This window comes from Streptomyces sp. SDT5-1, from assembly GCF_052245995.1.
In the GTDB taxonomy this organism is placed as follows: domain Bacteria; phylum Actinomycetota; class Actinomycetes; order Streptomycetales; family Streptomycetaceae; genus Streptomyces.
In genome coordinates this window covers 4952098-4966431 of the sequence record NZ_CM125963.1, presented here as the reverse complement: position 1 = coordinate 4966431, position 14334 = coordinate 4952098, and the positions used below count along the sequence as shown (strand labels likewise).

The 14334-nt window shown below is 71.1% G+C and carries 17 protein-coding genes and 3 tRNA genes; 5 read left to right on the top strand and 15 right to left on the bottom strand.

From position 1 onward, the window contains the following. Positions 1-118 precede the first annotated feature (118 nt). Positions 119-1141, top strand: coding sequence for an adenosine deaminase (locus tag ACTWJ8_RS22975; protein ID WP_356374954.1), 1023 nt, complete (start codon positions 119-121; stop codon positions 1139-1141). Between the two features lie 25 nt (positions 1142-1166). On the opposite strand, the gene ACTWJ8_RS22970 is transcribed toward ACTWJ8_RS22975, so the two are convergent. Next, on the bottom strand, positions 1167-1772 hold the full coding sequence (locus ACTWJ8_RS22970) for a TetR/AcrR family transcriptional regulator (RefSeq protein ID WP_443260156.1): 606 nt from the start codon (positions 1770-1772) through the stop codon (positions 1167-1169). Positions 1773-1872: 100 nt separating this feature from the next. Between ACTWJ8_RS22970 and ACTWJ8_RS22965 the strand changes: the two genes are divergently transcribed. After that, the gene (locus ACTWJ8_RS22965) at positions 1873-2505 is read left to right on the top strand and encodes an NAD(P)-dependent oxidoreductase (RefSeq protein ID WP_356374960.1); all 633 of its coding nucleotides are present in this window, start codon (positions 1873-1875) and stop codon (positions 2503-2505) included. Positions 2506-2528: 23 nt separating this feature from the next. Here ACTWJ8_RS22965 and ACTWJ8_RS22960 read toward each other — a convergent pair whose 3' ends face one another. The 9 genes from ACTWJ8_RS22960 to ACTWJ8_RS22920 all read right to left on the bottom strand — a co-directional run bounded on the left by ACTWJ8_RS22960 (position 2529) and on the right by ACTWJ8_RS22920 (position 7682). Then, positions 2529-3584, bottom strand: coding sequence for a UDP-N-acetylmuramate dehydrogenase (locus ACTWJ8_RS22960; RefSeq protein ID WP_443260155.1), 1056 nt, complete (start codon positions 3582-3584; stop codon positions 2529-2531). Between the two features lie 62 nt (positions 3585-3646). Further along, complete coding sequence (locus tag ACTWJ8_RS22955; RefSeq protein ID WP_443260154.1) at positions 3647-4027, bottom strand: DUF3291 domain-containing protein; 381 nt, start codon at positions 4025-4027, stop codon at positions 3647-3649. A 50-nt stretch (positions 4028-4077) separates the two neighbouring features. Then, complete coding sequence (locus ACTWJ8_RS22950) at positions 4078-5514, bottom strand: DHA2 family efflux MFS transporter permease subunit (RefSeq protein ID WP_443260153.1); 1437 nt, start codon at positions 5512-5514, stop codon at positions 4078-4080. 98 nt (positions 5515-5612) lie between these two features. Further along, positions 5613-6152: a TetR/AcrR family transcriptional regulator gene (locus ACTWJ8_RS22945; RefSeq protein WP_356374972.1), complete on the bottom strand. Its 540-nt coding sequence runs from the start codon at positions 6150-6152 to the stop codon at positions 5613-5615. Positions 6153-6257: 105 nt separating this feature from the next. Further along, positions 6258-6686, bottom strand: a complete 429-nt coding sequence (locus ACTWJ8_RS22940) for a MaoC family dehydratase (RefSeq protein WP_443260152.1) — start codon at positions 6684-6686, stop codon at positions 6258-6260. A gap of 5 nt (positions 6687-6691) precedes the next feature. Next, positions 6692-7144 (bottom strand): MaoC family dehydratase N-terminal domain-containing protein, encoded by a 453-nt coding sequence (locus ACTWJ8_RS22935; protein WP_356374978.1) that lies wholly within the window; start codon positions 7142-7144, stop codon positions 6692-6694. A 100-nt stretch (positions 7145-7244) separates the two neighbouring features. Beyond that, positions 7245-7409, bottom strand: a complete 165-nt coding sequence (rpmG, locus tag ACTWJ8_RS22930) for a 50S ribosomal protein L33 (RefSeq protein ID WP_003948671.1) — start codon at positions 7407-7409, stop codon at positions 7245-7247. Positions 7410-7502: 93 nt separating this feature from the next. Next, a tRNA-Met gene (locus ACTWJ8_RS22925) sits at positions 7503-7575 on the bottom strand. Between the two features lie 34 nt (positions 7576-7609). Next, positions 7610-7682: transfer RNA gene (locus ACTWJ8_RS22920), tRNA-Thr, on the bottom strand. Positions 7683-7945: 263 nt separating this feature from the next. Between ACTWJ8_RS22920 and ACTWJ8_RS22915 the strand changes: the two genes are divergently transcribed. Together ACTWJ8_RS22915 and ACTWJ8_RS22910 are read left to right on the top strand one after the other, a co-directional pair. Further along, on the top strand, positions 7946-9196 hold the full coding sequence (locus ACTWJ8_RS22915; RefSeq protein WP_356374981.1) for an amidohydrolase family protein: 1251 nt from the start codon (positions 7946-7948) through the stop codon (positions 9194-9196). A gap of 114 nt (positions 9197-9310) precedes the next feature. Then, positions 9311-9967: an SDR family oxidoreductase gene (locus ACTWJ8_RS22910; RefSeq protein ID WP_356374984.1), complete on the top strand. Its 657-nt coding sequence runs from the start codon at positions 9311-9313 to the stop codon at positions 9965-9967. A 52-nt stretch (positions 9968-10019) separates the two neighbouring features. Here the strand turns inward: ACTWJ8_RS22910 and ACTWJ8_RS22905 are convergent, their stop codons facing one another. The 4 genes from ACTWJ8_RS22905 to ACTWJ8_RS22890 form a co-directional block, all read right to left on the bottom strand. Continuing rightward, on the bottom strand, positions 10020-10232 hold the full coding sequence (locus ACTWJ8_RS22905) for a hypothetical protein (protein WP_356375939.1): 213 nt from the start codon (positions 10230-10232) through the stop codon (positions 10020-10022). Positions 10233-10354: 122 nt separating this feature from the next. Beyond that, on the bottom strand, positions 10355-10957 hold the full coding sequence (locus tag ACTWJ8_RS22900) for a DUF5825 family protein (protein WP_356374987.1): 603 nt from the start codon (positions 10955-10957) through the stop codon (positions 10355-10357). Continuing rightward, positions 10954-12846 carry a RiPP maturation radical SAM C-methyltransferase gene (locus ACTWJ8_RS22895; protein ID WP_443260151.1) on the bottom strand — a complete coding sequence of 631 codons (1893 nt, stop codon included), beginning with the start codon at positions 12844-12846 and terminating at the stop codon, positions 10954-10956. Before ACTWJ8_RS22895 ends, ACTWJ8_RS22900 begins: the two co-directional genes overlap by 4 nt. Positions 12847-13062: 216 nt before the next feature. After that, positions 13063-13144, bottom strand: a tRNA-Tyr gene (locus ACTWJ8_RS22890). A gap of 225 nt (positions 13145-13369) precedes the next feature. Here ACTWJ8_RS22890 and ACTWJ8_RS22885 point away from each other — a divergent pair. Beyond that, on the top strand, positions 13370-13858 hold the full coding sequence (locus ACTWJ8_RS22885) for a YajQ family cyclic di-GMP-binding protein (protein ID WP_356374992.1): 489 nt from the start codon (positions 13370-13372) through the stop codon (positions 13856-13858). Between the two features lie 61 nt (positions 13859-13919). Here the strand turns inward: ACTWJ8_RS22885 and ACTWJ8_RS22880 are convergent, their stop codons facing one another. Next, positions 13920-14192, bottom strand: coding sequence for a GlsB/YeaQ/YmgE family stress response membrane protein (locus tag ACTWJ8_RS22880; protein ID WP_443260150.1), 273 nt, complete (start codon positions 14190-14192; stop codon positions 13920-13922). Positions 14193-14334 lie beyond the last annotated feature (142 nt).

Below are 14334 nucleotides of genomic sequence, written 5' to 3'. Positions count from 1 at the left end.
TGAATGTGTCGCGAGCGGGCCGCCTCCTCAAGGAGGCGGCCCGCTTGTTCGTTCGGGCGAGTCCCCGATGGTGGAAAGGCGCTACCGGGACCCCAGGTGCGTACGGCAGGATCTTGGGATGGAGCGTGTAGGACGTGATGTACGTCAGTTGCCGAAGGCCCACCTGCATCTGCACTTCACCGGGTCGATGCGGCCCACGACCCTGCTGGAACTCGCCGACAAGTACGGGGTGCGGCTCCCCGAGGCGCTGACCAGTGCCGAGCCTCCGAAGCTGCGGGCGACGGACGAGCGCGGCTGGTTCCGCTTCCAGCGGCTCTACGATGCGGCGCGCTCCTGCCTGCGGGCTCCCGAGGACATTCAGCGTCTGGTGCGGGAGGCCGCGGAGGAGGACATCGCGGACGGGTCGGGGTGGCTGGAGATCCAGGTCGACCCGACGTCGTACGCGCCCCGGCTCGGCGGTCTGATCCCGGCCCTGGAGATCATCCTGGACGCCGTCGACAGCGCCTCGCGGGAGACCGGTCTCGGGATGCGTGTCCTGGTGGCGGCGAACCGTATGAAGCACCCCTTGGACGCCCGCACGCTGGCGCGGCTCGCGGTGCGGTACGCGGACCGGGGCATCGTCGGGTTCGGGCTCTCGAACGACGAGCGGCGCGGCATGGCGCGGGACTTCGACCGGGCGTTCCACATCGCGCGCGAGGGCGGCCTGCTGTCGGCGCCGCACGGGGGCGAGCTGACCGGCCCCTCCTCGGTGCGCGACTGCCTCGACGACCTGGACGCGACGCGGATCGGCCACGGGGTGCGGGCGGCCGAGGACCCGCGGCTCCTGAAGCGGCTCGCGGACGGCGGCGTGACCTGCGAGGTGTGCCCGGCGTCGAACGTCGCGCTCGGCGTCTACGAGAAGCCGGAGGACGTGCCGCTGCGGACGCTGTACGACGCCGGGGTGCCGATGGCGCTCGGGGCGGACGACCCGCTCCTGTTCGGCTCGCGGCTCGCCGCCCAGTACGACATCGCGCGGCGCCACCACGGCTTCTCCGACGCCGAACTGGCCGAACTGGCCCGCCAGTCGGTGCGCGGCTCCGCGGCCCCGGAGGACGTCAAGGAGAAGCTTCTCGGCGGCGTGGACGAGTGGCTGGCCGCCTGAGCCGTGGCACTGCCGCTGCCGCGGCTCAAGCGATGCCGGCGAGGAGGGTGCGCGCGATCCGGGCCGCGAACGCGTCGACCGGCTGGGGCGGTCGGCCGTCGGGGGACATGTCGTAGGCGAAGGCGCGCTGGGAGCAGGCGCCCAGGAGGAGTGAGGCGGCCGCGTAGGTGTCGGCCTCGGGGCTGATGCGCCCGGCCTTCTGTTCGGCGCGCAGGTAGGCGTCGAGGCCCTGGATCGGCTTGTGCGGTCCGCTGCCCAGTTCGCGCATGACCTCTTCATGGCGGCGCTTGAGCTTGGGTTCGGCGTACAAGGAGGCAGCCATCGGGAACGTCTGCTCATAGAAGAGGGCCGCTTCGCGGGCGATGTCGGTGAGGTTCTGCTCGACCGTGCGGTCGGGGTCCCCCGCGCCCTCGGCGACGAGCCTGCCGAGCAGGGAGCCGAGTTTCGGGAGGCGCTCGCCGAGCACCGTCACGAAGAGCTCCTCCTTGTTGGCGAAGTACTTGTAGAGCGCCGCTTCGGAGCAGCCCGCCGCCTTGGCGATCTCCTTGGTGGTGGTGCGGGCGAGTCCGATGCTCAGCATCAGTTCGTGGGCCGCGTCGACGATGCGGACACGGGCCGGCTTCTGGTCCATGTGGGCTCCAACCATGCTTGACGCGGGGGTGAGTGCTCACTCACTCTAAACCCAGGTGGGTGAATACTCACCCACCACGATGCGCACCTGGAGGTACGCCATGAAGCTCACGGTTTTCGGTGCCACGGGCGGGGTCGGCCAGGAGATCGTCAAGCAGGCCCTGGAGGCCGGGCACGAGGTCACGGCGGTGGTCCGCGACCCGGCGAGGCTCACGGTGACCGGCGGGCGCCTCGAGGTGGTCCGCGCCGACCTGAAGGACCCGGAGTCGCTGCGCCCCGCCGTCGCGGGCCGGGACGCCGTGCTGTCGGGGCTCGGCGCCCGCAGGAGGGCGGACGCGGGCATCGCGGCGGAGCTGACGCGTTCGGTCCTGAAGGCGATGGAGGCGGAGGGCGTGCGCCGCCTGGTGGTGGTGAGCGCGGCGCCGGTGGGCCCACAGCCAGCCGACCAGCCGCTCGCCGACCGCCTGATGCTCAAGGTCGTCGGCGCGGTCCTCAAGGACGTCTACGTGGATCTGACCGCCATGGAGGACGAGCTGGCGCGCAGCGCGACGGACTGGACGTCGGTGCGGCCGCCCCGCCTCCAGGACAAGCCGGTCACCGGCTCGTACCGGAAGGTCGTGGGCGGCTTCCCGCGCGCGGGGCGCTTCGCGGGCCGCGCGGACGTGGCGCACGCGATGCTTGCGGTCCTCGACGACCCCGCGACCGTGAAGCAGGGCGTCGGGGTCGCGTACTGAGGTTCAGAGGCGCGTACTGAGGTTCAGAGGGTGACGCCGACCGTCACCGGCTCGTTGACCAGCGTCACCCCGAAGGCTTCCCTGACCCCGGCGACGACCTCGCGGGCGAGCGCGAGGAGGTCCTCGGTGGTGGCGTCGCCGCGGTTGGTGAGGGCGAGGGTGTGCTTGGTGGAGATACGGGCGGGGCCCGTGCCGTAGCCCTTGGTGAAGCCCGCCTTGTCGATGAGCCAGGCCGCCGAGGTCTTCGTGCGCCCCTCCCCCGCGGGGAACGCGGGCGCCTTCGCGTCCGGGCCCAGGCGCTCGACCACGCGCGCGTGGAAGGCCGCGAACTGCTCGTCGTCGAGGATCGGGTTGGTGAAGAACGATCCGGCCGACCAGGTGTCGTGGTCCTCCGGGTCGAGCACCATGCCCTTGCCGCCGCGCAGCTTCAGGACGGTCTCGCGCGCGAGGGCGGCCGGCACCCGGTCGCCCGCCTCGACACCGAGCGCGCGCGCCGTCTCGGGGTACTTCAGGGGGGCGCTGAGCCCGTCGGCGTCCTCCAGCTCGAAGCGGACGCGCAGCACTACGTAGCGGTCCGGTTCGGCCTTGAAGCGGCTGTGCCGGTACGAGAAGGCGCACTCGGCGTTCGGGATCGTCACGGTCTCGCCGGACTTCCGGTCGTAGGCGATGACCTCGGTGATCGTCGAGGAGACCTCCTGGCCGTACGCCCCGACGTTCTGGATCGGCGTCGCGCCCGCGGAGCCGGGGATCCCGGCGAGGCACTCGATGCCCGCGAGGCCGGCCTCGACGGTGCGCTGGACGGCGTCCGTCCAGGTCTCCCCCGCCGCCAACTCCAGCGTCGTGCCGTCGAGTTCGAAGCCCTTGGTGGCGATGCGCAGGGCGGTGCCCGCGAAGCCCTTGTCGCCGATGACGAGATTGCTGCCGCCGCCGATGATCAGCAGCGGCGTGCCGGTGGCGTCGGCCTCGCGCACCGCTTCGATCACCTCGGCGTCGGTGGTCGCGGTGAGCAGCCGGGTGGCGGGCCCGCCGAGCCGGAAGGTGGTCAGGGGGGCGAGAGGGGCGTCGTGGAGTTCCTGCACGCGCTCAAGGGTACGAGAACGGCCCCGCCGCTCGGACGGGGCCGCTGCTGCCGTGGTCGGGCTCACTCGAAGCGCGTCAGGACGTCCTTCCAGTGGAGCGGCAGCTCGTCGGTCGACGCCTTCCACGTGAGGAAGGTCGAGTCCTTCATCTGGCCCCGCAGGCCCGCGGAGATCCCCGCGTGCGGCGCGGTGGCCGCGAAGTCCCGCAGGGCCTTGGGCGACTCCCAGACGGACAGGGTCCAGAAGGTGCGCCGCAGCAGCGCCGCCTTCAGGGTCGCTCCGTAGGCGCCCGGTGCCCGCCCCACCTGTCGCCAGATGGCGGGGGTGCGGGCGAAGAACTTGAGGGCGCCCCACAGGGTGCGGGTCTCGAACCTGGAGGCGAAGACATGCGCCTCCACGCGCGCGGGTGGGGTGTTCGGGGTGGTCCAGGGCAGGGTCGGCACGGCGTTCCTCCCGGGTGGTCTCCAGTGATCAGGTGCGGTCCAGAACGTGTTCAGGCGTTTTCCAGTACCGGAGCGGGCCCAGCATCCCGTACCTCGGGCGTGGCGCGCCCGGCCCGCGGGATGAACAGGGCGGCGATGCCCGCGACGACGACGAACGCGGCGCCCGCCCACAGCGCGGGCTCGATGCCGTCCACGAACTGCTGGGCCGAGCCGTAGCCGCCCCGGGCGGAGAAGACCGACGACATGACCGCGATGCCGAGCGCGCCGCCGACCTCGCGCAGCGCGTTGTTGGCGCCGGAGGCGATGCCCTGCTCGGCAGGCCTGACGCTGGACATGACCAGGTTGGCGGCCGGGGCGAAGTAGAGGGCCATGCCGACGCCGCTGACGATCAGGGCCGGGAGCTGGGCGGCGTACGAGACGTCGACGGCAACCACGGCGGCGAACCAGCCGAGCCCGAGGGCCTGGAGGAACAGCCCCGCCGCGACGACGGGCCGGCCGCCGATGCGGTCGGAGAGGATGCCCGCGATCGGCGCCACGAGCATCGGCATGCCGGTCCAGGGCAGCATCCTGAGGCCCGCCTCGGTCGGCGAGTAGCCGAGCACGCCCTGGAGGAACTGGCTGAGCAGGAAGATCGAGCCGAACATGCCGAGGAACATCAGCAGGCTCGCGGCGTTGATCCCGGCGAAGGCGCGGGAGCGGAAGAGCCGCATGGGCAGCATGGAGTTCTCGTTGCGGATCCCGTGCCGGACGAAGCCGACGAGCAGCGCGGCGCCGGCGAACAGGCCGGTCAGGACGAGCGTGTCGGTCCAGCCGACGACGGGCGCGCGCACCAGTCCGTAGACGATCCCGAAGAGGCCGCCGCTGGCGAGCAGGGTGCCGACGACGTCGAGGCGGGCGCCGGAGCCGCGGGACTCCTGGAGGCGGAGCCGGGCGAGCGGCAGCAGGGCGAGGCCCAGCGGAACGTTCAGCCAGAAGATCCAGTGCCAGGAGACGTGCTCGGTGAGGCTGCCGCCGATGAGCGGCCCCGAGGCGACCGCGAGACCGTTGACCGCGCCCCAAATGCCGTACGCGAGGCCCCTCTTGGCCGCCGGGACGGCCGCGGTGAGCAGGGTCAGGGTGAGCGGCATCATGATGGCGGCGCCGACGCCCTGGACCGCGCGGGCGGCGATGAGCGCGTCGATGCCGGTGGCCATGGCCGCGGCGGCGGAGGACCCGGTGAAGATCGCGAGTCCGACGAGGAAGAGCCTGCGCCGCCCGAACCGGTCGCCGAGCGCCGCGCCGAACATCAGGAGGACGGCGAACGTGAGCGTGTACGCGCTGACCGTCCACTCCAGGTCGTCGAGGGCGCCGCCGAGGTCCTGCCGGATGGACGGCAGGGCCGTGGTGACGACGAGGTTGTCGAGGGCCGCCATGAATCCGGCGACGCTGGTGATGAGGAGGGCCCAGAGGGCTCCTCGGCGCTGTGCGGGTGCCTCTGTCGGTGACATCGCTTTCCCCCAGTGATCGTTTGGTTAGTTATTGATGACTAACTTTTGTGGGCGCAAAAAAACGTCACCAAAGATGCGCCCCATGGAGCCGCGAGGGCTCACTTGTCGAATCCGGCCCAGACCCGGTGGTCGGGCTTGAACCCCATCGACACCAGAACGTTGATCAGCATTCCGTAGGCGAGGAACTGCGTCGTCTCCCCGACATCCGCACCCATCGCCAGGTTCGCCACGTCGTACATCTCCATCCAGCCCGCCCGCAGCGACTCGCCGAACTCCCGGTCGCCCGCCGCCTCGGCCGCGGCCACGGCGACGTAGATCTGCATCTGCATGAGCAGCTTCTCGGGGTCCTCGGCGATGAGCGACTGGTACGCGTCGCCCATGCACTGGAGCGCCTGCTCCCCCTCGACGCCTTCGGACGCCCGCTGGAACACCTTGACGATGTCCTGGCAGCACCGCTGCGCGGCCGCGAGGAAGATGGCCTGCTTGCTCGGGAAGAGCCGGAAGAGATACGGCTGCGAGACACCGACACGCTTGGCGATCGCCTCGGTCGACGTGCCGTTGTAGCCCCCGCGGGCGAACTCGGAGATCGCCGCGCGGATGACGCTCTCGCGCCGCTCCTCCGCACTCATCCTGACCATGCGAGTAAGTTAGTGGCCAATCACTACCTACGTCAAGAGGTAAGGGGCGCCCCGCAATTGGGGACGCCCCTTACTCAGCGCGGCTGCCCGCCGCGCGGGCGGCGATCAGACCAGCTGGACGACCGCTCGCGACATGCCGAGCACCTTCTGCCCCGCGCTCATCGCGGTCAGGTCGACGCGGACCCGGTTGTCGTCGAGCTTGGCCGCGACCTTGGCGCTGACCTCGATCTCGGCGCCCTTGTCGTCGTTCGGCACCACGACCGGCTTGGTGAAGCGGACGCCGTACTCGACGACGGCCGCGGGGTCGCCGGCCCAGTCGGTGACGACGCGGATCGCCTCGGCCATCGTGAACATGCCGTGCGCGATGACGTCCGGCAGACCGACCTCGACCGCGAACTTCTCGTTCCAGTGGATCGGATTGAAGTCGCCGGAGGCGCCCGCGTACTGCACGAGCGTGGCACGGCTCACAGGGAAGGTCTGCGCGGGCAGCTCGGTGCCGACCTCTACGTCGGCGTACTTGATGGTCGTCGCCATGGCGATCAGGCCTCCTCAGCGGCGCGCGAGACGAGCTTGGTCCAGGCGGTCACGACGTGCTCACCGGCCTCGTCGTGCACCTCGCCGCGCACGTCCACGATGTCGTTGCCCGCGAGCGACTTGATGCCCTCGATGGTCGAGGTCACCGTCAGCCGGTCACCGGCCCGTACCGGGCGCGTGTACGCGAACTTCTGGTCACCGTGCACGACGCGGCTGTAGTCGAGCCCCAGCTCCGGGTCGTGGATGACCTCGCCCGCCGCCTTGAAGGTGATCGCGAACACAAAGGTCGGCGGCGCGATCACATCGGGGTGTCCGAGCGCTTCGGCGGCGGCGCGGTCGACGTACGCGGGGTTGGTGTCCCCCACGGCCTCCGCGAACTCGCGGATCTTCTCCCGGCCGACCTCGTACGGGGCGGTGGGCGGATAGGTCCGCCCCACGAAGGACTGGTCGAGCGCCATGGGCTCGGCACCTCCTGTGATGAGTTCTCGATCTGCCTGATCTACGAAACGACACGAGGCCGCCCCCTTTTACGGGGACGGCCTCGTGTACGAGCCTGATTTATCGCGTTTCGCGGTGCGCGGTGTGCGCGTTGCAACGCGGGCAGTGCTTCTTCATCTCAAGACGGTCCGGGTTGTTACGCCGGTTCTTCTTGGTGATGTAGTTCCGCTCCTTGCACTCCACGCAGGCCAGCGTGATCTTCGGGCGGACGTCGGTGGCAGCCACGTGAGTGCTCCTTGACGAACGGATGGGACAAAAGGTTTAACACATAGAAGAGTAGCCGATCGAAGGACCGACCCCACAATCGGCTACTGTCAGTAGCGGTGACCGGACTTGAACCGGTGACACAGCGATTATGAGCCGCTTGCTCTACCGACTGAGCTACACCGCTGTGATGCAAGCGACGCGAACGACGTCTGCACCAGAGCCCCAATGCGGAATCGAACCGCAGACCTTCTCCTTACCATGGAGACGCTCTACCGACTGAGCTATTGGGGCGAGCGATGAAGACATTACACGGTCGCGCGCCGATCGCCCAAATCCGTTTCGCGCCCCCGCCCGCCGGGAACGATGCGCCCTTCTCCCGACCGGCCCACACGCCCCTCGGACCCCATCAGTACGACTTTTGCGGCGGTCCTCGAAGCGCCCCGTTCCCGGTCCTAGGCTCGACCCGCCCTGCGTGATCTTGTACGCGGGCGCCGCCCTCACCGTGGCCACCCCCGAGCGGGTCCCCGAGCCGTCCCCGAGCACTCAGGAGCGCGATGCCCCAGAGCCCGTCGCAGCGACCGCCGTCCCCCGGCGTGCCCGAGAGCTCTGGGCTGCTGCTCAGCGGCGCCCGGCTCACCGACGGCAGGACCGTCGACGTGCGCATCGGCGGCGGCCGCATCGAGGCCGTCGGCACGGCCGGCAGCCTCACCACGCCCGGCTCGCGCGTCGACCTCACCGGTTGGCTGCTGCTCCCCGCCCCCGCCGAACCGCACGCGCACGGCGACACCGCCCTGTCGGCCGACCTCGAAGGACCGCTCCCGTACGACCCCGAGGACGTGCAGCGCCGGGCCACCGAGAGCGCCCTGCTCCAGCTCGGCCACGGGGCGACCGCCCTGCGCTCCCATGTGCGGATCGGCGACATGGAGGGGCTCGATTCGCTGGCCGCCGTCCTTCAGGCGAGGCGTTCGCTGGTGGGGCTCGCGGATCTGCGCACCGTGGCGATGCCCCGGCTGCTGACCGGGCTCGCGGGCGCCGACGGGCTCGCCATGCTGCGGGACGCCGTGAAGATGGGCGCATCCGCGGTGGGCGGCTGCCCGGACCTCGACCCGGATCCGACGGGCTACGTGGAGGCGGTGCTCGAGGTCGCCGCCGAGCACGGCTGCCCGGTCGACCTGCACACGGACGGGGCCGATCCGGCGCGGCTCGGGCGGCTCGCGGCGGCGGTCGGCGGGCTGCGCGCGGGCGTCACCGTGGGGCCGCTGGGCGGGCTCTCGCGGCTCCCGGAGGAGGCGGTGCGGCCCGCAGTGGACCGGCTCGCGGCGGCCGGGGTGACCGTGACGTGTCTGCCGCAGGGCGGGTGCGCGGGCGTCGACGAGCGGGCGGTCGCGCCGGTGCGGATGCTGCGGGAGGCCGGGGTGCGGGTGGCCGCGGGCAGCGGGGCCCTGCGCGACGTGACGAACCCCGTGGGGCGAGGCGATCCGCTGGAGGCCGCCTACTTGCTGGCCTCCCGGTACGGGCTGCGCCCCGAGGACGCGTACGAGGCGGTGGGGTCGACGGCCAGGGCGGCGCTCGGGCTGCCGGAGGTGCGCGTGGAGGCGGGGTTTCCCGCGGAGTTGCTGGCGGTGCGGGGCGACCGGCTGGCGGGGGCGCTCTCCCTCGCGTACAGCCGGATCGTCGTGCACCGGGGGCGCATTGTGGCGCGGACCAGCGCGGTACGCGAGTACTGCGACTCCGCCGCGGCGGTCGCGCTGGACCTGCCGCGTCAGGGGCGGGCGGCCAAGTACGGGGGCGGGGGCCCGGCTTGAGCGGGTCCTGCGGGGCGGCGTGAGCGGTCCTGCGGGCCGACGTGAGGGGTCCGGCGGGGCGGGTGCGCGGTGGTTGCGCGGTGAACCGTCCGCCTCGGGCGTACCGTCGGAGACATGCGCATTGTCATCGCTGGGGGTCATGGTCAGATCGCGCTGCGGCTCGAGCGGTTGCTCTCCGCGCGCGGGGACGAGGTCGCGGGCATCATCCGCAGGTCGGAGCAGGGTGACGACCTGCGGAGCGCCGGTGCGGAACCGGTCCTGTGCGACCTGGAGTCGGCGTCCGTGGAGGAGGTCGCGGCGCATCTTCAGGGTGCGGACGCGGCGGTCTTCGCGGCGGGCGCGGGTCCGGGCAGCGGCGCGGGCCGCAAGGACACCGTGGACCGGGACGCCGCCGTGCTGTTCGCGGACGCGGCGGAGCGGGCGAAGGTGCGTCGCTACATCGTGGTGTCGTCGATGGCGGCCGACGCCGCGCACGAGGGCGACGAGGTCTTCGACGTGTATCTGCGGGCCAAGGGCGCGGCCGACGACGACGTACGACGCCGCACCGCGCTCGACTGGACGATTCTGCGGCCCGGTCAGTTGACGAACGACGCGGGGACCGGGCTCGTCCGCCTGGAGGCCTCGACCGGGCGCGGGCCCGTGCCGCGCGACGACGTGGCGGCCGTCCTCGCGGAGCTGGTGGACACGCCCGCCACGGCAGGGCTGACGCTCGAGCTGATCTCCGGGTCGACGCCGGTCACGGTCGCGGTGAAGTCGGTCGCGGGGAACTGAGCCGGGTACGCGCGCGTACGTCGCCGTCCCACGTGTCTTCGGGCGGGCCGGTTCAGAACAGCGGCAACTGGCCCGGGACGTGCGGGACCACGTAGCCGTCGAGCGCGTCCTGGACGGCGCCGAGCTGGGCGGGGCGGCGCGATCCCGGGCAGGAGACGAGCTCTCCCGCGGCGCGGGTGCCGGGTGGATCGTGGCGGGCGAAGCGGCCCGCCACGACCGCGATCTCACGGCGGCATTCGGGGCAGTTTCGGCGGCGGGATGTGATCGGCATGGGTTCAGTCTGCGTCGAGATCGCCGCGGGCACACGGTGAAACCCCCTCAGGAAGGTTCCTGAGGGGGTTTCTTGCGCTCCGGCGCTGGGGGCGGAGCGGGCCGGTGCCGGGCCGCTCAGATCGCCATGCACGGAACGGGCCAGCGGCGCATCCGAGGGGGCAGCGTGACGGCCCACCCGCCCACGATCAGGGTGAGTCCTTCGTCCGCCAGGTGGCGGGCGGCTTCCTGGTGGGCCGGGGCGAGTTCCTCGAGCGGGGCGGCGTCGCCCAGCACGTCGAAGGCGGCGAGCAGATCGGGGTGGTCGAGCGTGAACCGGGCGGAGGCGGGGCGTTCCCTGCGGTCCATGACGGTGACGAAGCCGGGGCCGCGGCGGTGGTAGAGCATTCCGTAGGCGTGCGCTTCACGCCAGGCGGTCAACTCGGCCGGTTCGCCGTCCTGTTGGGCCGGGGGCGGGAGGTGGTGCAGGGTGCGGGGGTCATACGTAAAACCTTCCGGAGCCTCAGGGGCCTCCTCAGGGGCGTCCGGGGCGTCATACGTATGACGTGGCGCGGGAGCCGGTTCCCAGTGGGTGCGAAGGCCCGCGGCCTGGCACTCGCGCAGGAACTGGACCGCTCGGGTGACGGAGCGTCCGTCGCCGTACAGGGGCAGCGGGTCGGTCACGCGGACACGGGTGCCGATGACGCGGTGCGGGACGAGGGCGGGCAGGACGGTGGTCATCCGGCGGCCGCCGGGGCGTCGGGCTCCGCGTGCGCGTCGGCGACGCGGATCGGGGCGGTGCGGGTGGGCAGCGACACGTAGGTGCCGCCGTCGCGGAAGAGGAGGCCGAACATGAGGGCCTGCGCGACCCACTCCCCCAGCTCCTCGGGCGGTACGTCGTGGCCCGCGGCGGCGAGTTTGCGGCGCAGGGCGGGTTCGCTTCCGCCGTCCTCCAGGATGCGCAGCGCGGCGGCCTCCCAGCCGTTGAACCAGTAGGTGCGGCGCGGCCAGCCGGCGCGGCGGTCCCGTACGAGGAGCGTGGTGCCCTCCTCGCCCGCCTCCTCCATGACGAGGGTCGACTCGGCGTGCTGGGCGCGCCATTGGGCCACGGCGCTCTGGAGCCGGTCCTCGACGTCGCCGCCGATGCCCGCGTCCTCGGTGTCGAACAGGTAGACCAGGTCGGCGAGTTCGGACTCGGGCAGCTCGTACACGTGCTGGTACATGTCGGCGGGCCGCCGCTTGCCGAAGCCGAGGGCGGGGTCGGTGAAGTGCGGGCTGAAGCGCTCGAGTTGGATGCGGAAGGCGCCGCTCGGTGGCTGGAGGTGCACGAGGGCCGGCATCTGCTCGAGCACGCGCGCGTAGTCGCGCACGGTCTCGCCGGGGAACCCGTAGAGGTAGTTCCAGGTGCAGGTGATCTCGTGGTTGTCGAACTCGCGCAGGGTGCGGATGTTGCGGGCGCCGGTGACGCCCTTGTCCATCAGGTCGAGGACGCGGTCGTTGAGGCTCTCGATGCCGGGCTGGATGAGGACGACGCCCGCGGCGGCCAGCTGGGCGATCTGCTCGCGGTTGAGGTTGGACTTCACCTCGTAGTGGATGCGCAGGTCCCAGCCGCTGTCGGCGGCGAGCGGCAGGAAGTCCTTGAAGTACGCCATGTCGAGGATGTTGTCGACGGTGACGATGTCGAGGATGCGGTGGCGGCGGACGAGGTGTTCGATCTCGCCCCACAGCCGCTCGCCGGGCTTGGCGCGGAAGGCCATGGTGCTGCCGTTGAGGCCGCAGAAGGTGCAGTGGTGCTTCTCGCCCCACCAGCAGCCGCGGGCGCCCTCGACCACCAGCTTCGGGTACACGTACTCCAGGACGGGCGAGGCATCGATCTCCGTCTGCCACTGGTCGTAGTCGGGCGAGGGTATGTGGGCCGGCGCCACGGTCCGATGGCCTTCGGTGTTGGCCCGGGAGAGGCCGTCGTCCCACCAGCAGAGCCCGGGAACGTCGTCCGGGGCGGTGCCGGCGTCCACGTGGGCGAGGAGGGCCGGGAAGGCGTACTCGCCCTCGCCGCGCACGACGTGGTCCACGTAGGGGTGGTTGCGGTGCAGGGCGTGCCCCATGGGGCCCTCGCAGTTGCTGCCGCCGAAGACGACGGTCAGGTGCGGGTTGCGGTGCTTGAGCTCGCGGGCGAGGGCGAGGGACGGCACGTTCTGCATGAACGTGCTGGTGAATCCGACGACGTCCGGGTCGTGGGCGAGGACCTCGCTCGCGCAGCGGTCGACGTACGCGGCGGCGTACCGGCGCATCTCGAACGCGGTATCGACCGTCTCGGCGTCCACGCCGCGCTCGCGCGCGTAGGAGCGCAGGCGTGCGGCGCCCCAGTCCTCGTCGTCGTAGAGGACGCCCGAGAACACCCAGTCGCCGATCCCGTGAAAGATCGAGTCGCTGCCGATCGCCTCGTAGTCGACCGGGCTCAGCCGGCCGCCGGACCGCTCGAGCAGCAGCTCCGCCCAGCGCAGCGAGCCGTGAAACTCGTGCACTTCGTCGTCCGGGCGGACGTCCCGGAGCAGTCGGTGCAGCAGGCCCACCTGGAGGGAGGGCAGATCGACCGGGTGCCAGGGCATGGTCACCAGCTCCACGCGCATGCCGCCCCGCCTCTTCTTGCCACCACAAGGCGGCTCACCCTATGGGGGTCCTATGCGGCGCACAAGGGTCTGCGAACGGGCCCCGGGGGACGACACACGCCCGGACAATGTGACGCAGGTCACCATATTTCGATCACGCTCGAAGACCCCACCCGAACACGACGAAGCCCCTCCCGTTCTGCGTTTCCGCAGTCCGGAAGGGGCTTCCCCCAAGTGTGGCGGCGCCAGGATTCGAACCTGGGAAGGCTGAGCCGGCAGATTTACAGTCTGCTCCCTTTGGCCGCTCGGGCACACCGCCTTGGGTTCGCTGCCTCGGGCCCCGCTGTGGGCGGTGCTCGCTGGCAACGACGTAAACAATACCTGATGCACAGGGGTGCTTCGCCACCCGATTGATCGGCGGCCGGGCGCGGAGCGGTGGCTAGGCTTTGCACTCGGTGCGGAGCCCCCGGCGCGCAGCCCGAGCAGGACCCGGTCGGATCCCGGCCGGTACCCGATCCACCCCCGATACAAGGAGCCACAGGACATGGCCGACTCCAGTTTCGACATCGTCTCGAAGGTCGAGCGGCAGGAGGTCGACAACGCCCTCAACCAGGCCGCCAAGGAAATCTCGCAGCGCTACGACTTCAAGAACGTCGGCGCCTCCATCTCCTGGTCCGGCGAGAAGATCCTGATGGAGGCCAGCTCCGAGGAGCGGGTCAAGGCCATCCTCGACGTCTTCCAGTCCAAGCTGGTGAAGCGCGGCATCTCCCTGAAGTCGCTCGACGCCGGTGAGCCGCAGGTGTCCGGCAAGGAGTACAAGATCTTCGCCTCCATCGAGGAGGGCATCTCCCAGGAGAACGCCAAGAAGGTCGCCAAGCTCATCCGCGACGAGGGCCCCAAGGGCGTCAAGGCGCAGGTGCAGGGCGAGGAGCTGCGGGTCAGCTCCAAGAGCCGGGACGACCTGCAGTCCGTGATCGCGCTCCTCAAGGGGCAGGACTTCGACTTCGCGCTGCAGTTCGTGAACTACCGGTAGCGGACACGAGAAAGGGGCGGCACCCGGCCGGGTGCCGCCCCTTCTTGCTGCCGGCTGCAGCTCAGCGGCGACTGCGCGAGTCGCCGAAGAAGATGCGGTAGACGATCAGGAGGACGAGCGCGCCGCCGATCGCGGCGACCCAGGTGGCGCCGTCGTAGAAGTCGGTGGTGATGGGGCGGTCCAGCCAACGGGACGATATCCAGCCGCCGATGAAGGATCCCGCGACGCCTATGAGGGTGGTGCCGATCAGGCCGCCCGGGTCGCGGCCCGGCAGCAGGAACTTGGCGATGGCACCAGCCAGCAGTCCAAGGATGATCCAGCCGATGATGCCCATTCCGCGTTCTGCCCTTCTGTAGTGCCGCGGCGCCATGTGCCGTGCCGCGGCGCCGTGTTGCTCGTGGTGCGTTGCCCTGACCTGCTGCCCAATAGGACGACAGGTAGGCATGCCGTGGTTGCACGGGCCGTTTAGGGTGCGG